Below are 19212 nucleotides of genomic sequence, written 5' to 3'. Positions count from 1 at the left end.
GTTCAGGGTGAAATGGATTCGGTGACCAGCGGCAGCGGCGCCGTCGGCACCGCCGCCAGCAGGGTGAAACGGAACACGGTGCCGCGCGGGCGGTTCGGCTCGAACAGCAGTGCACCGCCGTGCTGCTCGACCACGGTGCGGCACAGACTCAGACCCAGGCCCATGCCGTCGCTGCGCGTGGTGAAGAAAGGCGTGAACAGGCGTTTTGCGACCTCTTCGCTGATGCCGCTGCCGATGTCGGCCACCGAGAACTCGAGCCAGCGGCGGGCTTCGCCGGCGCTGTCGACGCTGCTGCTGTTGCTGCCGCCGCCGCGCGCCGCGCGAATCTGCAGCACGCGTTCATCAATGCCTGCCACGTCCATCGCCTGCATGGCGTTGCGCGCCAGGTTCAGCAGCACCTGCTCGACCAGCGTGCGATCGCACAGCACCTGCGGCAAGTCGCGCTCCAGCACGATGTCGATGCGCACACCGAGCTTGCGCGCCTGCAGTTGCACCAGCGGCAGCACGGCGTCGATCAGGGCGCGCGGAGTGACCGCCTCGCGCGTGCGATCGCGCCGGCGCACGAAGTCGTGCACGCTGCGGATCACCTGGCCGGCGCGCTCGGCCTGTTCGCCGATGCGGCGCAGCGCCATGGCGAGCTCCGCAGGCGCGCCGTCGGGCTCGCCATCGAGCAGGTTGAGCGAGCCGGTGGCGTAGCTCGCGATCGCGGCCAGTGGTTGCGTGAGTTCATGGCTCAGCAGCGAGGCCATTTCGCCGACGGTGGCCAGCCGTGCGCTGGCCTGCAGCCGTTCCTGGCTGGCCCGCGACAGTTCTTCGACGCGGCGCTGCTCGCTGACGTCGATGAAGGCGCTCATCCAGCCGGTCTGGACGCGCTGCGCATTGAGCAACGGGGCCTCGAAAATCAGCACCGGAAAGCGCGTGCCGTTCTTGCGCATGTAAACCGACTCGAAGCCTTCGCGCGGGGGCATGCCACCCGCCAGCCGCAAGGTCTGGCGCTGCTGGTACTCGTGCACCAGCTCGGTCGGCCAGTAGGGCGCATCGGGACGGCCGATCAGCTCGTCGAGGCTGAAGCCGACCATCGCGCAGAAGGCAGGGTTGGCATAGGTGATGCGGCCCTGCAGATCGCGCGCGCGCAGGCCGGTGATGACCGAGTCTTCCATCGCCTTGCGAAACGCCAGCGTGTCGGCCAGCTCACGCTCGGCCCTGAGCCGGCGCCGCGTATCGCGCGCCAGCAGGATCAGCACCGAAATCAGCGCGATCGACACGCCCGTCACCAGCCCCGTCAGCAGGTTCGGAAACAGGTCGGGCTCGGCGCGCCAGCCGTCCACCCGCAGCATCAGCGTGACGCCGGGCAGGTCGATCAATTGCTGCGACGTGAAGATCCGGTTGCCGCCGCGGCGCGGCGCGCCCACCGTGGCCAACCGGGTGCCGTCGGGCTCGGCAAAGGCCACCTCCTGGCCGCGCCGCAGGCTCGGGCCGACCAGTTCGATCAGGGTTTCGCGCATGGCGTAGCTCGCGATGAGGTAGTCGCCGGCTTCGCTCGGCAGGCAGATCTCCATCACCTCCACGCCGGTGCCGCTGCCGACCGGCACGTAGTGGCTCGGTGAATAGGCCGCGCCGCCGAGCTTGCTGGCCGCCGCGCAGGCCAGCGCAATGTCGGATCGGCTCGCCTCGCGCGTGGCCTCGTCGAACAGCCGAACGCGGTACGGCGAGTCGGCCGCCGCCCGCAACTGCAGTTGCGGATCGCGCCATTCGAGCCGGACCCATTCGCGGTGCGCACGCAGCAACGCCGCGGCTTCTTCCTCCGGCCAGCGCACGCGGCCGCGGGTGTCGGTCATCAGTGCGTTGAGGCTCTGCGCGTTGCGCTGCAGGCCGCTGCGCAGCTCGGCCACGGCGTCGGAGGTGTCGCGGTCGAGCGCGGCCTGCACCTGGTCGGCCTCGTGCCGACCCGCGAGCCAGACCACCGTGCCGAGCAGAACCATCACCAGCAGCGCCAGCAGCACCCAGAGAAACCAGCGCTGCCAGAGCGAGCGCAGTCGCGCAACGGCCTGTCGCGCCAGCACGATCGATTGCTGCGGCAGGGCGGCCACGTCAGAGTACGCGGTGCGACAGCGCGGGGAGCTGGCGCCGCGTCGCTTCAATCTGCGCGACGTCGATGTCGCACAGCACCACGCCCTCGCCGCTGGCCTGCTGCGCGGCGATCACGCCCCACGGGTCGACCACCATCGACTGGCCCCAGGTGCGGCGGCCGTTCTCGTGCGTGCCGCCCTGTGCCGGCGCCATCACCCAGGCCAGGTTCTCGATCGCACGGGTGCGCAACAGCAACTCCCAGTGGGCCGAGCCGGTGGTGTGGGTGAACGCGCTCGGCACCAGCAGCAGCTCGGCGCCCTGTGCGGCCAGCGCCCGGTACAGCTCGGGAAAGCGCAGGTCGTAGCAGACGCTCATGCCGACGCGCCACAGGTGGCCGTCGCGCGAGGGCAGCTCGAACAGCACCGGCTGCGTGCCCGGCGTGATGACGCGGCGCTCGTCGTAGTGCTCGCTGCCGTTGTCGTAGCAGAACAAATGGATCTTGTCGTAGCGCGCCACGCAATCGCCGGTCGGCGAGAAAGCCAGCGAACTGTTGAACACATGCTGGTCTTCCGGGCTTTCCATCGGCAAGGTGCCGCCGACGATCCAGAGGTCGAATTCGCGTGCCGCGTCGGCCAGAAAGCCCTGCACCCGGCCGTCGCCCGGGCGTTCGCGCAGTGCGAGCTTGTCGGTGTCGCGCCGCCCCATCACGCAGAAGTACTCGGGCAGCACGGCCAGCTCGGCACCGGCCGCCGCCGCCGCGCCGAGCAACGCATGGGCGCGCGCCAGATTGGCCTCGCGTTCGACCGACGACACCATCTGCAGGGCTGCAACTTTCATGGTTTTCCTTAAGGGATCAGCTTGCGCGGCACCTTGGTGATCTTGGGGTCGGCCCAGGTGCCGTCGATCTGGAACTCCTGCGTGGCGGCGGCGGAGAGCGGCCGGCTCAGCGCCGCCTGCGCCAGGAAGGTGGCGAGCCCGATCGCCGGGTTGATCGCCGTGGCGACCAGCGCCGCCGTGCCGGCACTGATCTCCGGCACCACCACCACGTGCAGCGACTGGGTTTCGCGTGCGATGTCGGCACTGCCTTCCATCAGCACGGCGGCGTTGACGCCCTTCATCTGCAGGTTGTTGGTGGAGGCCACGCCGCCCGCGATTTTCGCGTCGCCGCGCAGGAAGTCGAACTGGAAGCCCTGGCTGAAGATGTCGCGGAAATCGAGTGTGAGCCGACGCGGCAGCGCCTGCAGGCTCAGCACGCCGAGCAACTTGGCCAGGCCGGGGTCGGCCTTGAGGAACTGCCCTGATTCCACGTCGATGTGCAGTTGCCCGCCCAGGCTGGGGTAGTCGAGCGAGAAGGGCGAGCCGCGCCAGTCCACTTCGCCCTCGAGTCGGCCGCGGCCTCGCCGCACCACGTCCTTCATGTTGAAGCGGCCGAGCAGCGCACCGGCATCGCTCATGTCGAGCTTGAAGCTCATCGTCATGCGGCGCCCCTCGCCGCGGGCGCGCGACGCGGCCCAGCTGCCCTGGGCGGCAAACGTCCCTTCGGGTGTCGTGAAATTGAGCCTGTTGAGCCGCCACTCGCGCCCGGCCCCGCCGAGGTTGACCGCAATGATCTCGGCGCGGCCGAGCCGTCGGCCGAGCAGCTCGAAATCGTCGACCACGATGTCGAGCGCGGGCAAGGTGTCGGATTTCTCGTCCAGCAGCGATTCGACCTCGGGCGCCTCGCTAGGGGCGATCCTGAGCCGGGCCAGCCGCGCATAGAGCCGGCCGTCCTGCGACTGGCGGTACTCGGCGTAGCCGCTGAGATCGTTGGCGTCGATGTTGCCGCGCCAGAGCGTGCCATCGCGGCTGCCGCCGAACACCACGTTCTGCAGCTTGCGGCCGGCCACTATTAACTCCTGCGCGCGCAATGCGATCGAAGTGGGCAAATAGGTCGAGGCTTCGTCGTCCTTGCCCGCTGCCGCGCCCGCCGCCGCCGCCTCGGGCGCAGCGCCGGCGGCCCCGCCGAACAGCGACTTCCAGGCATCCACATCGACCCGCGCGAGCCGGATGTTGGCCAGCACGCCGCGCGCCGGCAGCGCGGCCGACTCGCCGCTTTCGAGGCCGACGCCGATGCCACCGGCCAGCACTTTCGGCTCGGCGCCTGAGATGTCGCGCAGATAGCGCGCCGACAGCACGCGTCCGAGGTCCAGCGAGAGCTCGTCATGCAGCGGCGCGGCGGGGCTGGCACGGGTTGCCAGCTTCTTGGCGAGGCGCAGCGGCATCGCTTCGTCGGCCGCCTTGGCCAGCGGCGCTGGCAACTGCAACGCCAGGCCCTGCAGGCTGCTGTCCAGCTGGAATTCGGCGTTACCGTCGCGCAGCGAGAACGCGGCCGTGTAGGGCGTGCTGCCGCTCGCGTTCTTCGCGAGCCGGGTGAGCCAGCCAACCTCGCGCACGCCGCGCAATCCTTCGGCCGTGGTCGTGCCCTGGGCCTTGAAGCTGAGCTCGCTGCCGGTGCCGGCGTAACGCCCGCGTCCTTCGATCTTGACCTCGCCGCCCGCCAGCCGGGCCTGCACGCCGGCCAGCGCAAAGCCGCTTTCGGTAAATGTCAGCGTGCCGCGCGCCTGGGTGAACGGCGGCGCCTCGGGCACCGGCTGCAGTTCGTTGTCGGCCAGCACCAGGCTGGCCTGCAGCTTGAACTTGTCAATGGCCGCCAGCGGCAGTTCGAGCCGCAGCTTGTAGTCGGCATTGCCGGTGGCGCGGGCGCGTGCAGCGGCCTCGCCGGTAGCGCCGCCCGCGACCGGTGCGGCCACGCGCAGCAGTTCGGCCAGTGGCCCCTTGGCCTGCGCATCGACCTTGAGCAGCGACGCGTGGTGTGACATGTCGGCGATCTCGGCCTCGGCCTTGCTCACCTCGATGCCAGGCGCGCCGACGATACGCCCGCGCGCATTGCGCACCAGCATGCCGGCCCGCTCGAAAACCAGCTCGCCCGACAGGCCGGTCAACGCCGGCCAGTGGGTGCCGGCGGCGGCACCGGGCACCGGCGGCACATAGGCATAGGTCACGTCGGCCACCTTGGCGGCGATGCGGAACTCACCCTGTCGCGGATCCATGAACGGCATGTCGCGCAGGTCGCCGCGCACCTTGAAATCGACCGTGCTCGCGGTGCCCTTGGTCACGCTGTCGCGCACGTAGTCGCGCGTGTGTTTGGGAATCGCCAGCGGCAGGTAGCGGAACACGCGGGTGCCGTTGGCCCGCGTGAGCTGGCCCTGGAGATCGAGCACGCCCGGGTAGCGCGCGCCGGAGCGCGTGGCCGGGTCGCTGGTGCGCCAGTCGGCCCTGGCTTCGCCCTGCGCATCGGCATTGGAGAAACGCACGCCGGTCACCTGCAGCTGCGCCTTCGGGCCATCGAGCTTCCAGCTCAGCTTGCCGGTGAGCTGGTCGATCGGCACCACGGGCTCCTCGAACACGCCGGGCAGCTCGAGCGCACCCTGCGCGATGCTGACGTCGGCCGTGCCGCCGGCATGGGTGGCGTCGAACGCGATGGTGGCACCGCGCACGCCGGGCGTGCCGACCGGCGGATCGCCCGGCGAGGCTGCCGGCGCGGTGCCGGCCTGCGAGGCAATGCTGAGTGCGCTGACGCGGCCGCGTGCCTGGTACTGCTCGGGGGAACCAAGCGGGCCCTGCCAGCTGGTATCGATGCGCTCGACCAGCCCGCGGAGGGCATAGGTCGACAGCGCGCGATGGGTGGCCGCGTCCAGCGGCAGCCGGTTGGCGATCAGCGCCAGCGCTGCCAGATCGAGTCGGTCGGCCTTGAACACGCCGCGCTCGGCGATGCGGCCCTTGGCCCGTGTGCGCTGGAACGACAGGTTGCCGCCGGGCCAGCGCAGGCCGTCGACGGTGTCGAACTGCAGGTTGGTGGTCGAGAACTGGAAGCTCTCCTCGCTCACGCTGCCTGCCAGCCGGCCGGTGACGGCGCGCAGCACCAGCGGCTCGAGCTTCTCGCCGAGCACGGCATCGACCCGCGCCAGCGCCAGGTCGACCGCGCCGCCGCTGACCTGGCCGTCGTCCAGGTCGGCCCACACGCGCAACGCCCCATTGCCCTCGCGGATGCGCCCATCGAGTGCCACGTACTGACCCAGCCGCGTGACGTCGATGTAGGGCAATTCGGCGTACATCTGGCCGTCCCAGGTCTGCCACTTGCCGCTGCGCACCGACAGCAGCGGCTGCCGGAACAGGCCGCGGAAGGTGAAGCGCTGGCCCCAGCCCGCGGGCGGCGTGGCGTCGAGCCGCATCGTATGGCGGCGCGCGCTGTTGCGGGCGACGAAGCTCACGTCGCTCAGCAGGAGCGGCGGCGCGCCGCGCTGCTCGTCGGTCCAGCGCACGGTGCCGCCTTTGACCGCGAACTCGCGCTGCGAGAAAAACCAGTCGGCGGCTCGGGTTTCTCCGCTGGTTTCGGCCGACATGTCGAGCCCGGCCACATGCAGCTTGCCTGCCGCGTCGCGCCGCACGTCGACCTCGGGGCTTTCGACGTAGACCTGTTCGAAGTTGAGGCGCCAGAGCGAGCGCGGCGACACGCTGGCCACCACGCGCGCGAGCTTGAGCGCCTCGCGCCGCTGCGCATCGTGCAGCACCACGTCGCGCAGTTCGAAGGTGGGAAAGAGACTGCCCGATTCGGCCGTGATCGAGCCGATGCGAACCGGCACCCCGATGGCCTTGCTGGCCTGCGCCTCGAGCGCACCACGGTAATCGCCGATTCGCGGCACAATCCAGCCGTGTAGGACAACGACTGACAGCGCGAACAACAACCACGCGGCGATCAGCAAACCCAGCATCCAGCGCGCCGTCGCAGCGGTGATTCTGAGCAGACGTGAGGGAGAAGACGTCGTGTCGTTCATTGAGGATCGCGCTGTGTCAGGAATTATGACTGCCAGCCTCCAGACCAGTTCCAGCGCCGACCCGCGCAGTAGCGATGCCATGGCGGCATCGGGGGCATTGCCGTTGCCATTGCCATTGCCGCTGTCGTCCCATTCGCGCTTCGTGCAACGTCTGCGGCGGCGCTATGCCGGCGAACTGGCGCTTTTGCCGCCCGGCGCGCCGGTGCGGGCCCACATGACCACGGCCTTCGAGGCGCTGCGGGCGCGCGGCGACGCGGTGGGCGATGCGCTGCGCATCGTGCGCCAGCTCGTGATGGAGCGGCTGGCAGTGATCGACTGCGACGCGCAGGCCCCGCTCGAGCAGATCACCACCGCCGTCACGCAACTGGCCGAGTTCGCGCTCGACACGGCCTGCTGCGAAGCCTGCCGCGAACTCGAGGGCGTGCACGGCGCGCCGCGCGGGCCCGAAGGCCAGCGGGCCCGGATCTGGGTGGTTGGCATGGGCAAGCTGGGGGCACGCGAGCTCAACGTGTCGAGCGACATCGACCTGATCTACCTGTACGACCTGGACGGCGAAACCGACGGCAACGCGACGGGCAGCAACCAGATTGCCAACCAGGACTTCTTTGCGCGCGTGGTCAAGCGCATCTACGCACTGGTGGGCGACACCACCGAACACGGTTTCGTGTTCCGGGTCGACCTGGCCCTGCGGCCCAACGGCAACTCTGGGCCGAGCGCGGTGTCGCTCGACGCGCTCGAAGAGTATTTCCAGGTGCAGGGCCGCGAGTGGGAACGCTTTGCATGGCTCAAGAGCCGCGTGGTCGCACCGCTCGACTGCATCGCCGACACCTCGGCGCAGGCGCTGCGCTCGGTGGTGCTGCCGTTCGTGTTCCGTCGCTACCTCGACTACAGCGTGTTCGACGCGCTGCGGGTGCTGCACCAGCAGATCCGCGACCAGGCGGCGCGACGCAGTGCCGGGCGGCCGGCCCGGGCAAACGACGTGAAGCTGTCGCGCGGCGGCATCCGCGAGATCGAGTTCACGGTGCAGCTGCTGCAGGTGGTGCGCGGCGGCCACTACCCCGAGCTGCGCACGCGACCCACGCTCGATGCGCTGCAACGTCTCGCGCGCGCCGGCCTGATGCCGCAGGAGACGGCCGATGCGCTGGCCGAGGCCTATGTATTCCTGCGCCGGGTCGAGCACCGCATCCAGTACCTGGACGACCAGCAGACCCATGTGCTGCCGGTGAACGACGAGGATCTGCGCTGGATCGCCCTCACGCTCGGCTGCCCGGACTGCTGCGCGTTCCTGAGCCAGCTCGACGCGCACCGCGAACTGGTGGCGCAGGAGTTCGACAAGCTGCTGGGTGGCGAGCCCAAGCCCTGCACCGGCAAGTGCAATGGCGGCAAGAACGGCAAGGCGGCTGCCGCCACACCGGCCGACCTGGCCGACCTGCTGGCCGAATTGCCGCCGGCCTTCGCGGACCGCATCCGGCACTGGGTCGACCACCCGCGCGTGCAGGCACTGCGCGAGGAGACGCAGGCGCGGTTGCGCCAGCTGGTGCACCGCACCGGTCGTTGGCTGCACGAAGAGCCCGATGGTGATGCCGCCGGCCAGACCACCAACCATGTACAGGCTGCGCTGCGCTGGGCCGACTGGATCGAGCCGCTGCTGCGGCGCGAAAGCTATCTGGCGCTGCTGGTCGAGCGGCCGGCGGTGCAGCAGCGCTTGCTGCGCCTGCTCGGCGCCGCCAAATGGCCGGCGCGCTACCTGCTGCAGCATCCGGGCGTGATCGACGAGCTGGCCAGCGACGAAATGCTGACCAGCCGCTTTCAGGCCGAGGAATTCGAACGCGAACTCGAAACGCGCCACGACGCCATGCGCCGCACCGGCGAAGCCGACGAGGAAGCGATGCTCAACATGCTGCGGCGCGCGCACCACGCCGAGGTGTTCCGCACGCTGGCCCGGGACGTGGAGGGCCGGATTTCGGTCGAACAGGTGGCCGACGACCTGAGCGCGCTGGCCGACGCGGTACTGCGCGTCACTGCGCGCTGGTGCTGGCCGCTGGTGCGCAACCACCATCGCGCGCAGCCGCAGTTCGCGATCGTCGGCTACGGCAAGCTCGGCGGCAAGGAACTCGGCTATGGCAGCGACCTCGACATCGTGTTCGTCTACGAGGACGAGGACGAACGCGCCAGCGAGATCTACGCCGGCTATGTGCGCAAGCTGATCAACTGGATGACCGTCAAGACGGCCGAAGGCGACCTGTTCGAGATCGACACCGCGTTGCGTCCCAACGGCAACTCGGGCCTGCTCACCATCAGCTTCGCAGCCTACGAGAAGTACCAGCTCGGGCGAGGCAGCAACACCGCCTGGACCTGGGAACACCAGGCCATGACGCGTGCACGCTTCGTGCTCGGCGACGCCGGGCTCGGCGCCCGCTTCGATGCGATCCGCGAGGCCGTGATCACCTCGCAGCGCGACGTGGCGGCGCTCAGGACGCAGATCGTCGCGATGCGCGAGAAGGTGCGCGCCGCACACCCGGTCAAGCCCGACCGCTTCGACGTGAAGCACAGCCCCGGCGGCATGGTCGACGCCGAGTTCGCGGTGCAGTTCCTGGTGTTGTCCGAGGGCGCCAGCCATCCTTCGCTGCTGCCGAACGTGGGCAACATCGCGCTGCTGCTGCGCGCGGAAGAGGCCGGCCTGCTGCCGGCCGGCGTGGGCCGCGCAGCGTCCGAGGCCTATCGCGAACTGCGCCGCGTGCAGCATCGGGCCCGGCTCAACGAGGAGCCGACCCAGATGCCGATGAGCGCGCTGGCCAGCGAACGCAGCGCCATGCTCGTGTTGTGGAAGGCCGTCTTTGGCTGAGCGCGCACAGCCGGCCTTGCAGCGCCACGCGCTGGCGCTGGTCATTTGCGCCTCGGCCGCGCTGCTGGCCGGCTGTGCCAGCGGCCCGCGCGGCGCAGCGACCGGGCGCGACGGCGCCGAGGCGAACCCGCCCGGCAACCTCGACCGGGTGCCCGACGCCGAGCCGCGCGTCGAGCCGATTCGCGCCGCTGGTGGTACCAGCAAGCCCTATGTGGTGCTTGGCCAGTCGTACGTCCCGATCGCAGACGACCGGCCGTTCCGCGAACGCGGGCTCGCTTCCTGGTACGGCCGCAAGTTCCACAGCCAGTCGACCGCCAGCGGCGAACCCTACGACATGTACGCGATGACGGCCGCACACAAGACGCTGCCGCTGCCGAGCTACGTGCGGGTGCGCAACCCGGCCAACGGGCGCGAGGCGATCGTGCGCGTGAATGATCGCGGCCCGTTCCACGAGGGCCGCGTCATCGACCTGAGCTACACCGCGGCGCTCAAGCTCGACCTGCTGCGCGGCGTTGCACCGGTCGAGATCGAGCGCATCACCAACGAAGACATCCGCACCGGCGCCTGGCGGCGACCGGGCGAGACCGCGCTGGCGCAAGCGGCGCCCACCACGGCCCTGCCGCCGACCGGCGTGCCGGTGCCGATCGCCATGACTGCGCCGGTGGTCGACCAGCCGCGCAGCACTGTGACCGATCTGGCGCCGCTGGCGCCGATGCCGCCGCCGGCACCCGTTGCGTCTTCGCTATCGCCGCCGCGTTCACCATCGCCGCAGCCGCAGCCGGTCGACACCGCCACCCCGTCGGCCGGTTTCTGGGTGCAGTTGGGCGCATTCAGCCAGCGCGATGGCGCGGCGAGTTTTCAGGAAAAGGTGGCCCGGCAGATGCCGTCGCTCGCCACCACGCTGGCGGTGTTCAGCGAGAGCGGCATGCACCGGCTGCAGGCCGGGCCCTATGCGTCGCGCGATGCGGCACTGATGCTGGGCGAACAGGTGCGCAACGGCCTCGGCCTTGCACCGATCGTCGTCGAGCGCCGTTAAGCGCCGTTAAGCGCCCTGGTATTCGGGCTTGGGGCCGAGCGTGGCGGCCAGTTCCTTGCGGTAGCGATTGAGTTCCTGCACGGTCTTGAAGCTGCGGTTCATCAGCAGGCTCAGGTTGTGCAGGATGCGCTCGCCAACCTTGTTTTCCCAGACCGCGTCGAACTTGATCTGGTTGTCGAGCCAGTGCTCGAGCCAGTCCGGGTCGGGCATCCGGCTCTGGATCGTGTCGCGCGGGAACAGCGCCTTGCTCACGTGCAGGTTGGTCGGGTGCAGCGCCTGCGCGGTGCGGCGGGCGCTGGCCATCAGCACACCGACCTTGGTGAAGGCGGCACGCGCCTCGTCGCCGAACTTTTCCATCGCCCGCTTCATGTAGCGCAGGTAGGCGCCGCCGTGGCGGGCTTCGTCCTGGCTCAACGTGGTGTAGATGTGCTTGATGACCGGTTCGGTGTGCCATTCGGCCGCACGGCGATACCAGTGGTTGAGGCGGATCTCGCCGCAGAAATGCAGCATCAACGTTTCAAGTGGCGGCGCCGGGTCGAAGTCGAAGCGTACGTCGTGCAGTTCCTGCTCGGTCGGCGCGTGCTCCGGGCTGAAGCGCTTGAGGTATTCCATGAGCACCAGCGAGTGCTTCTGTTCCTCGAAGAACCAGATCGACATGAAGGCCGAGAAATCGCTGTCGTGCCGGTTGTCGCGCAGGAACATCTCGGTGGCCGGAAGCGCCGCCCACTCGGTGATCGCGTTCATCTTGATGGTCTGTGCCTGCTCGGGTGTCAACCGGGTCGCGTCGAAAGACTGCCACGGGATGTCCCGGTCCATGTCCCAGCGGACGGATTCGAGTTGTCTGAAGAGTTCCGGGTAGAGCATCGGTGTCTTTCTTTAGCCTGCGGATTTTAGTCGGCCGGTTTGGCGCGCCCGTGACAAGCGCGCGATGATGCGCAGATGTGCGCACCGTCACGGTGGATGCGCTGCCCTTCCGGAGAAACCTGATGCATCTTGTCTCCCTGTTGAAAACGCTAGCCGCCCCTCTGGCGGCGGCGGTATTTGTCGTCCAGGCGCCAACGGCGAAAGCCGAGACGACACCCTGTCCGCCCATCCTGCAACATACCTTCCCACGTCTGCAAGACGAGAAACCCCAAGCCTTGTGCCAGTACACCGGCAAAGTGGTGCTGGTGGTGAACACGGCGAGCTTCTGCGGCTTCACCCCCCAGTACAAAGGGCTGGAGGCGCTCGACAGCAAGTACCGCTCGCGCGGGCTCGTGGTGCTGGGGTTCCCGTCGAACGACTTCTCGCAGGAATCGGGCTCCAACAAGGAGATTGCCGACTTTTGCGAAAGCACCTTCGGCGTCAAATTCCCGATGTTCGGCAAGTCGTCGGTGCGCGGGCCCGAGGCCAATCCGCTGTTCAAGCAGCTCGCGCAGGTGTCGGGCACGACCCCCAAGTGGAACTTCTACAAGTACCTGATCGGCCGCGACGGCAAGGTGGTCGAGAGCTATTCGAGCACCACGGCGCCCGACGACCGCGGCTTCGTGCGTGAACTGGAAAAGCAGTTGAGGTTAAATTGATACCAAGCAGTTCACAAGAAGACGAATCGGTATTAATATCGACCGATGCGTCCAATCCAGCCTGTCAACACGGTCACAAATGCTTACGAGTACACCGGGAACCGGGGTGAACGACGCTCGCTCATAAAGGCATCGGGCGACAAGAAAAGCCCGTCAGTTTTCATGCTGCGAGGTCTTCCGGATGCTTGTCGTCCGGTTGAAATTCCGAGGCGATTCTTCTCCTCCTCCCTCCCTCCCTCCTTCGCATCGGAGCGCCTCGCAGCATTTTTGTATTCACCCGGGATCGCGGCATGACCCGGCCGCACCCGACGGTTGCCGTCATCGGCGCAGGCATCTCGGGGCTCGCCGCCGCCCACGCGCTCCGCGCTGACACCCGCGTCACCCTGTTCGAAGCGGGTGACTATTTCGGCGGCCATGCCCACACGGTCGATCTCGAATTGCCGGTCGCTGCCGGGCAACAGCCCGTGCGCCATGGCGTCGACACCGGCTTCCTGGTCTACAACGACCGCACCTACCCCCACCTGATCGCACTGTTCGCCGAACTCGGCGTCGAGACAGCTGCTTCCGAGATGTCGTTTTCGGTGCAGGCGCACCGGCCGGCCGGCCAACGGCTGGAATGGAGCGGCAACAATCTGTCGACCGTGTTCGCGCAGCGGCGCAATCTGCTCGACGGCCGCTTCCTCGGCATGCTGGCGGATCTGCTGCGCTTCAACCGCCTCACCACGCGCATCGCCGAAGCCGGCACTGAAAACGAACTCGCGCAGCCGCTGTGCGACTTCCTCGATGCGCACCGCTTCGGCCGCGCATTCCGCGACTGGTATTTCCTGCCGATGATGGGCTGCATCTGGAGTTGCCCGACGCAGCAGATGCTGGCCTTTCCGGTCGCGACCATGATCCGCTTCTGCCACAACCATGGGCTGCTCCAGGTCGCCGATCGGCCGCAGTGGCGCACCGTCCGCGGCGGCTCCAGGCACTACGTCGACAAGCTCGTTGCCGGCCTCGACGATGCCCGGCTGGGCACGCCGGTGCGGCGCATCACGCGCACCGCCAACGGCGTGCTGATCGCCACCGACAACGGCACCGAGCGCTTCGACCACGTGGTGCTGGCCGCGCATTCCGACCAGAGCCTTGCGCTGCTGGCCGACGCCTCGCCCGCCGAGCGGGCCACGCTCGGCGCCATCCGCTACCAACCGAACCGCGCAGTGCTGCACACCGACGCTTCGGTGCTGCCGCAGCAGCGCGCCGCGTGGGCCGCATGGAACTACGAGGCTGCCAACGCCACCGATTCGCCGCAAGTCTGTTTGCATTACCTGCTCAACAAGCTGCAGCCGCTGCCGTGGCAGCAGCCGGTGGTCGTTTCACTGAATCCGCTGCGGCCGATCGCGCGTAGTCAGGTCATGGCCGAATACGACTACGACCACCCGGTGTTCGATCTCGCTGCGTTGCGGGCGCAGGCCGATGTGGAGCAACTGCAGGGCCGGCGCAACACTTGGTTCGCAGGCGCCTGGATGGGCTACGGCTTTCACGAAGACGGCCTGAAAGCCGGGCTGGCCGCGGCCGACGGATTGCGCAGGCGACTCGCCAGCGGCGACGACGCGAAGCAGGCGGCATGAACGCGATCGAGGCCAAGGAGCACGGCGGCAGTCTGCGCGCGCAGGCTGCAAAACCGCCTGCCACCTCGCCGGTGCCGCTGATGGGCTTTGGTGAAGTGAGCCACACCCGACTGCGCCCGGCCTACAACGCTTTTGTCTATCCGACCTACTTTCTCATGCTGCCAATGCGCGCGCTGCGCCGGCATGGCGGCGGCGCGTTGGCGCTCAACCGCTTTGCGTCGCTCTCCTTCCATGACCGCGACCATGGCGATGGCCGTGGCCCGGAACAGGGCGGCGCATTGGCCTGGCTCGACGCCCTGCTGGCCACCGAGCACATCCACGACGCGACCGGCGAGGTCTGGCTGCACTGCTACCCGCGCGTGTTCGGCTACACCTTCAAGCCCGTGAGCTTCTGGTACTGCCACAGCGCGGCCGGTGCGCTGCGCGCGATCGTGGTCGAAGTGAACAACACCTTCGGCGAACGCCATTGCTACGTGCTCGAGCACCCCGTCTACGGCGTGGAGCAGCGTGCGGCCAAGGCTTTCCACGTCTCGCCGTTCTGCCGTGTGCAGGGCGAGTACCGGTTCCGCTTTTTCGTCGACGCGCACCGGCAGCGCACCGTGGTTCGCATCGACCACGACGACGCGGGCGGCCCGCTGCTGCAGACCAGCGTCAGCGGCGCGCTCGAGCCGTTGACCGCGGCCAGCGTGCGTCGCGCGCTGTGGCGCTATCCCGCGATGACCTTCGGCGTCGTCGCACGAATTCACTGGCAGGCGGCCCGGCTCTGGCTCAAGCGCGTGCCCTTCGCCGGCAAACCGGCCCGCCCCGACCAAACCGTTTCGCGCGAACACAAGGCAACGCCATGAACCCGACCACCACCGCGCCCTGCTTTTCGCTACCGCAGGACGCGCCGTCTTCCGCCCGCACGGTGCTGGGCCTGCTGCAGCGCCTGGTGCACGGCTCCCTGACTGTGCGCTTGCCCGACGGCTCGGTGCAGCACTTCGGCACCGCGCCCGGCAGCGGCCCGACGGCCTCCCTCACGTTGCGCAACTGGGAGGTCTGCAGCGCCGCGCTCAAATCGGGCGACATCGGCTTCGCCGAGAGCTACATCGCCGGCGACTGGACAACGCCGAACCTCACCGAGCTGATCAAGGTGTTCATTGCGAACCGCCGCGCGATCGAGGACGTGGTCTATGGCAGCTGGTTCGGCCGGCTGCTGTATCGCGTGCGGCACCTCATGCACCGCAACAGCAAGGCCGGCAGCTCGCGCAACATCCATGCGCACTACGACCTCGGCAATGCCTTCTACCGGCTCTGGCTGGACGAGACGATGAACTACTCGTCGGCCTGGTTCGAAGGCGACTTCGGCAAGCCGATGGCGGCCGCCCAGCATGCCAAGGTGCAGCGCGCGCTCGAGCTGGCGCAGGTCAAGCCCGGCGACCGCGTGCTCGAAATCGGCTGCGGCTGGGGCGCGCTGGCCGAGATGGCGGCCAGCCGCTTCGGCGCCAGCGTGACCGGCGTGACGCTGTCGACCGAGCAGCTCGCCTTTGCGCAGCAACGCACCGCCGGCCTGCCCGCCGACCTGCGCCTGCAGGACTATCGCGACATCACCGATGCGCCGTTCGACGCGATCTGCTCGATCGAGATGGTGGAGGCGGTCGGCCGCGAATACTGGCCGACCTACTTCGAAAGCGTGGGCCGGCTGCTCAAGCCGAGCGGTCGCGCCTGCATCCAGAGCATCGTGATCGACGACCAGCTGTTCGACCGCTACATCGACTCGACCGACTTCATCCAGCAGTACATCTTTCCCGGCGGCTGCCTGCCCTGTCCGCGCGAGTTCCGGCGCGAGGCGGCGGTGGCCGGGCTCGAGGTGGTGGACGAATTCGCATTCGGCGCCGACTACGCCGAGACACTGCGGCGCTGGCGCGAGAGCTTTCTCGCGCAACGAGGCCAGATCCTGCAACTTGGATTCGATGAAAGGTTCATGCGCATATGGGAGTTCTATCTCGCTTACTGCGAAGCGGCGTTCGCCGGGGCCAACATCGACGTGGTGCAGTACACGCTGCAAAAACGATAGGCGCTCACGCCCTGCTGGCTGGCGCTGCGGCCCTATTTGGTTTGAATGCGGTGGCACAGGCGAGCGTCCAGCCGGGTGCCGAGGTCAGCGCGGCGCTGCCCGGCGCACAGCGCGCGGGCGCGAGCCGGCTCACCGTATGGGGCTTTGAGATCTACGACGCCAGCCTGTGGGTGGCGCCAGGCTTCAGCTCGGCCGAGTGGGCCGGCAAGCCGCTCGCGCTCGAGCTGCAGTACCTGCGCCGGTTCGATGGCGACGACATCGCACGGCGTTCGCTCGACGAGATGCGCCGCGCCGGGCCAATCGCACCGGAGCAGGCCGCGCTGTGGCTGCGCGCGATGACCCAGGCCTTCCCCGATGTGAAGAAGGGCGACCGCTTGACCGGCATCTACGAGCCAGGCGCCGGCGTGCGCTTTCTCCACAACGGGCGCACCACGGCCAACGTGCGGGATCCGCAGTTCGCGCAGCGCTTCTTCGGCATCTGGCTCGGGCCGCAAAGCTCGGAGCCGGCGCTGCGCGAGGCGTTGCTCGGCAAATGACCACCACGCCGTTCAGCCGCCTCGACGGACTGCGTTACGGACTGCTCGGGCTGCCGCTGGCTTTCGTCGCGCTGCCGCTGTACGTGCTGCTGCCGAACCACTACGCACGCAACTTCGGCGTGCCGCTGGCGGCGCTCGGCCTGGTACTGCTCGGCGCGCGCCTGGTGGACGCGCTGATCGACCCGCTGCTCGGGCGCCTGAGCGACCGGCTTCACGCACGTGCCCCTTCGGCCGTGCTTGCCTTCGCGGCGGGTGCCGCGGTGTTGCTCGCGCTCGGCTTCGGCCTGTTGTTCTTTCCGCAACTGCTGGTCGACACCTCGCGGCACGGCCTGCTGCTGGGCACGGCCGCTGTGCTGTTGATGCTGAGCTACGCGGGCTACAGCGCGCTCAGCATCACCCACCAGGCCTGGGGCGCGATGCTGGGTGGCGATGCCGTGCAGCGCAGCCGCATCGTCGGCTGGCGCGAGGGGCTGGGGCTGGCCGGCGTGGTGGTTGCATCGGTGGTGCCCACGCTCGCGGGCTTGCCGGCCATGGTCGGCCTGTTCGTTCTCCTGCTTGCGGCCGGATGGGCGCTGTGGACGCGCGCGCCGCGGCCGCGCACGCCCGCCGGTCACGCGGCGGCCGATTTGCGGCTGCCGTTCCGGCGGCCTGCGTTTCGCCGGCTGCTCGCAGTGTTCGTGCTGAACGGCATCGCAAGTGCAATCCCGGCAACGCTGGTGTTGTTCTTCGTACAGGATCGCCTGCAGGCGCCCGAGTCGCTGCAGCCCGCGTTCCTTGGCAGCTACTTCGTCTGCGCAGCCTTGTCGATTCCGTTCTGGCTGCGCATCGTGCCGCGGCTCGGCCTGGCGCGCACCTGGCTGGCCGGCATGGCGCTGGCCATCGCGGTTTTCGCGGCCGCCAGCGGCATGGGTGCGGGCGACGCGATGCCGTTTCTCGTGGTGTGCGCGCTTTCGGGTGTCGCGCTCGGCTCCGACCTCGTGCTGCCCGGCGCACTGCTGGCCGGCGTGCTGGCCGATGCCGGCGAGCCCCAGCATGCCGGTGCCTACTTCGGCTGGTGGAACTTCGCCACCAAGCTCAATCTGGCGCTGGCCGCGGGGCTGGCGCTGCCGCTGCTGGGCCTGGCGGGCTACACACCCGGCGCGCGCGATGCCGGCGCATTGCAGGCACTCACCGTCGCCTACTGCCTGCTGCCCTGCCTGCTGAAGCTGCTGGCCGCTGCGGCCCTGTGGCAGTTGCTGATCCGCGGCACACCCCATTCCCTGCCCCTGAAAGTCTCTCCATGACAAGAAGAAGCTTCTTCGCTGCTGCCGCGGCCGTGGCGCTGGCTGCCGCACTTACCGGCTGTGCCGCGCCACAACCTTCGGACTACGCGGCCGAGCGCCCGGTGCTCTCGCTGCAGCGCTATTTCAACGGCAAGCTCGAAGCGCACGGCATGTTCCAGGATCGCAGCGGCAAGGTGGTGAAGCGTTTCGTGGTGCAGATGGACTGCCGCTGGAATGGCGACGAAGGCGTGCTCGACGAAGCCTTCACCTACAGCGACGGAAGCACCGGCCGCCGTGTGTGGAAGCTCAAGGCGTTGCCGGACGGCCGCTTCACCGGCACGGCCGACGACGTTGTCGGCGTGGCGCAGGGCGAGCAGCGCGGCAACGCCTTCCACTGGAACTACACCCTCCGGCAACCCGTCGGCGACAAGGTCTACGAAGTGCAGATGGACGACTGGATGATTCTGGTCGACGACCGCGTGATGCTGAACCGCGCCGAGATGAGCAAGTTCGGCGTCACGCTCGGTGCGGTCACGCTTTCGTTCACCCGGCGATGAGGCTGCTCGCCGCTTTCAACCCGCCGCTGGAGGACTGGCGCGGCAAGACGGCGTGGATCGTCGGCGCGTCCTCGGGCATTGGCCGCGCGACCGCGTCGGCGCTGCTCGCCCGCGGCGCCTGCGTGGCGGTGTCGGCGCGCAACGGCGAGGCGCTCGAAGCACTGGCCGCGGAGCACCGCGTCGCACCGGGCGAGCGCGCCCGCGTGCAGGTGCTGCCGCTCGATGTGCGCGATGCCGCAGCGGTGCATTCAACGCACGCGCAACTCGCCGCCCAGGGGCCGGTCGACCTGGTGCTGTATTGCGCCGGCACCTACCGATCGCTGCGCGCCGATGCGTTCGATCTCGACGTGATGCTGGCACACCAGCAGACCAACTACGTGGGCGCACTCAACGTGCTGGCAGCGATCCTGCCCGATGCGATTGCCCGCGGCAGCGGCCACATCGCGCTGACGGCCAGCGTGGCCGGCTTCCGCGGCCTGCCGCAAAGCCTGGCTTACGGGCCGACCAAGGCCGCGCTGACCAATCTGGCGGAAGTGCTGTACGCCGATCTGCACGATCGCGGCATCGGCATCAGCGTGATCCAGCCGGGCTTCGTGGAAACGCCGTTGACGGCGCAGAACGATTTCGAGATGCCGGCGCTGATCGCACCCGCCAAGGCGGCCGACGAGATCCTGAAAGGCTGGGCCCGCGGCGACTTCGAGATTCACTTTCCGAAGCGCTTCACCGGCTGGATGAAGCTGCTGCGGGTGCTGCCGTACCGGCTCTACTTTCCGGCGGTACGGCGCTTCACCGGGCTCTGAC

Annotated in this window: 14 protein-coding genes; 10 read left to right on the top strand and 4 right to left on the bottom strand. The window is 68.8% G+C overall.

All coding sequences use genetic code 11. From position 1 onward, the window contains the following. Positions 1–2 precede the first annotated feature (2 nt). From ACSFA8_RS08040 to ACSFA8_RS08030, 3 genes are read right to left on the bottom strand one after another with little or no spacing between them, the layout of a single operon-like run. Positions 3–2090, bottom strand: a complete 2088-nt coding sequence (locus ACSFA8_RS08040; RefSeq protein ID WP_435478960.1) for a sensor histidine kinase — start codon at positions 2088–2090, stop codon at positions 3–5. A 1-nt stretch (position 2091) separates the two neighbouring features. Beyond that, positions 2092–2907: a carbon-nitrogen hydrolase family protein gene (locus tag ACSFA8_RS08035; protein WP_435478959.1), complete on the bottom strand. Its 816-nt coding sequence runs from the start codon at positions 2905–2907 to the stop codon at positions 2092–2094. 8 nt (positions 2908–2915) lie between these two features. After that, positions 2916–6944, bottom strand: a complete 4029-nt coding sequence (locus tag ACSFA8_RS08030; protein WP_435478958.1) for a YhdP family protein — start codon at positions 6942–6944, stop codon at positions 2916–2918. Between the two features lie 79 nt (positions 6945–7023). Between ACSFA8_RS08030 and glnE the strand changes: the two genes are divergently transcribed. Together glnE and ACSFA8_RS08020 are read left to right on the top strand one after the other, a co-directional pair. Then, positions 7024–9789: a bifunctional [glutamate--ammonia ligase]-adenylyl-L-tyrosine phosphorylase/[glutamate--ammonia-ligase] adenylyltransferase gene (gene glnE / locus ACSFA8_RS08025; protein ID WP_435479215.1), complete on the top strand. Its 2766-nt coding sequence runs from the start codon at positions 7024–7026 to the stop codon at positions 9787–9789. Then, entirely contained in the window at positions 9782–10825 is a 1044-nt protein-coding gene (locus tag ACSFA8_RS08020; RefSeq protein WP_435478957.1) for a septal ring lytic transglycosylase RlpA family protein, read from the top strand. Before glnE ends, ACSFA8_RS08020 begins: the two co-directional genes overlap by 8 nt. Positions 10826–10831: 6 nt before the next feature. Here ACSFA8_RS08020 and ACSFA8_RS08015 read toward each other — a convergent pair whose 3' ends face one another. Continuing rightward, entirely contained in the window at positions 10832–11689 is an 858-nt protein-coding gene (locus ACSFA8_RS08015) for a ferritin family protein (RefSeq protein ID WP_286540184.1), read from the bottom strand. 122 nt (positions 11690–11811) lie between these two features. Between ACSFA8_RS08015 and ACSFA8_RS08010 the strand changes: the two genes are divergently transcribed. The 8 genes from ACSFA8_RS08010 (at position 11812) to ACSFA8_RS07975 (ending at position 19211) form a co-directional block, all read left to right on the top strand. Beyond that, positions 11812–12387, top strand: a complete 576-nt coding sequence (locus ACSFA8_RS08010; protein ID WP_435479214.1) for a glutathione peroxidase — start codon at positions 11812–11814, stop codon at positions 12385–12387. A gap of 290 nt (positions 12388–12677) precedes the next feature. Beyond that, the gene (locus ACSFA8_RS08005; protein ID WP_435478956.1) at positions 12678–14000 is read left to right on the top strand and encodes an NAD(P)/FAD-dependent oxidoreductase; all 1323 of its coding nucleotides are present in this window, start codon (positions 12678–12680) and stop codon (positions 13998–14000) included. Between the two features lie 80 nt (positions 14001–14080). Then, positions 14081–14845: a DUF1365 domain-containing protein gene (locus ACSFA8_RS08000; protein ID WP_435479213.1), complete on the top strand. Its 765-nt coding sequence runs from the start codon at positions 14081–14083 to the stop codon at positions 14843–14845. Next, positions 14842–16056, top strand: a complete 1215-nt coding sequence (locus ACSFA8_RS07995) for a class I SAM-dependent methyltransferase (RefSeq protein WP_435478955.1) — start codon at positions 14842–14844, stop codon at positions 16054–16056. Before ACSFA8_RS08000 ends, ACSFA8_RS07995 begins: the two co-directional genes overlap by 4 nt. Positions 16057–16106: 50 nt before the next feature. Further along, positions 16107–16592, top strand: coding sequence for a chalcone isomerase family protein (locus tag ACSFA8_RS07990; RefSeq protein ID WP_435478954.1), 486 nt, complete (start codon positions 16107–16109; stop codon positions 16590–16592). Then, positions 16589–17875 (top strand): MFS transporter, encoded by a 1287-nt coding sequence (locus ACSFA8_RS07985; protein WP_435478953.1) that lies wholly within the window; start codon positions 16589–16591, stop codon positions 17873–17875. Before ACSFA8_RS07990 ends, ACSFA8_RS07985 begins: the two co-directional genes overlap by 4 nt. Further along, the gene (locus ACSFA8_RS07980) at positions 17872–18411 is read left to right on the top strand and encodes a DUF3833 domain-containing protein (protein WP_435478952.1); all 540 of its coding nucleotides are present in this window, start codon (positions 17872–17874) and stop codon (positions 18409–18411) included. Before ACSFA8_RS07985 ends, ACSFA8_RS07980 begins: the two co-directional genes overlap by 4 nt. Further along, positions 18408–19211 carry an SDR family NAD(P)-dependent oxidoreductase gene (locus ACSFA8_RS07975; RefSeq protein WP_435478951.1) on the top strand — a complete coding sequence of 268 codons (804 nt, stop codon included), beginning with the start codon at positions 18408–18410 and terminating at the stop codon, positions 19209–19211. Before ACSFA8_RS07980 ends, ACSFA8_RS07975 begins: the two co-directional genes overlap by 4 nt. Position 19212 lies beyond the last annotated feature (1 nt).

The sequence above is a fragment of the Variovorax nitratireducens genome, assembly GCF_051216545.1.
Lineage (GTDB): Bacteria > Pseudomonadota > Gammaproteobacteria > Burkholderiales > Burkholderiaceae_C > Variovorax.
Note: the sequence above shows the minus strand (reverse complement) of the source record. Positions and strands in the feature narration are given on the sequence as shown.

What these genes read in the sequence shown, in the direction of transcription:
- ACSFA8_RS08015 (WP_286540184.1), bottom strand. Translation starts at nt 11,689, where the DNA reads ATGCTCTACCCGGAACTCTTCAGACAACTCGAATCCGTCCGCTGGGAC.
- glnE (WP_435479215.1), top strand. Translation starts at nt 7,024, where the DNA reads ATGGCGGCATCGGGGGCATTGCCGTTGCCATTGCCATTGCCGCTGTCG.
- ACSFA8_RS08005 (WP_435478956.1), top strand. Translation starts at nt 12,678, where the DNA reads ATGACCCGGCCGCACCCGACGGTTGCCGTCATCGGCGCAGGCATCTCG.
- ACSFA8_RS07980 (WP_435478952.1), top strand. Translation starts at nt 17,872, where the DNA reads ATGACAAGAAGAAGCTTCTTCGCTGCTGCCGCGGCCGTGGCGCTGGCT.
- ACSFA8_RS07995 (WP_435478955.1), top strand. Translation starts at nt 14,842, where the DNA reads ATGAACCCGACCACCACCGCGCCCTGCTTTTCGCTACCGCAGGACGCG.
- ACSFA8_RS07985 (WP_435478953.1), top strand. Translation starts at nt 16,589, where the DNA reads ATGACCACCACGCCGTTCAGCCGCCTCGACGGACTGCGTTACGGACTG.
- ACSFA8_RS08035 (WP_435478959.1), bottom strand. Translation starts at nt 2,907, where the DNA reads ATGAAAGTTGCAGCCCTGCAGATGGTGTCGTCGGTCGAACGCGAGGCC.
- ACSFA8_RS07975 (WP_435478951.1), top strand. Translation starts at nt 18,408, where the DNA reads ATGAGGCTGCTCGCCGCTTTCAACCCGCCGCTGGAGGACTGGCGCGGC.
- ACSFA8_RS08010 (WP_435479214.1), top strand. Translation starts at nt 11,812, where the DNA reads ATGCATCTTGTCTCCCTGTTGAAAACGCTAGCCGCCCCTCTGGCGGCG.
- ACSFA8_RS08000 (WP_435479213.1), top strand. Translation starts at nt 14,081, where the DNA reads ATGGGCTTTGGTGAAGTGAGCCACACCCGACTGCGCCCGGCCTACAAC.
- ACSFA8_RS08030 (WP_435478958.1), bottom strand. Translation starts at nt 6,944, where the DNA reads ATGAACGACACGACGTCTTCTCCCTCACGTCTGCTCAGAATCACCGCT.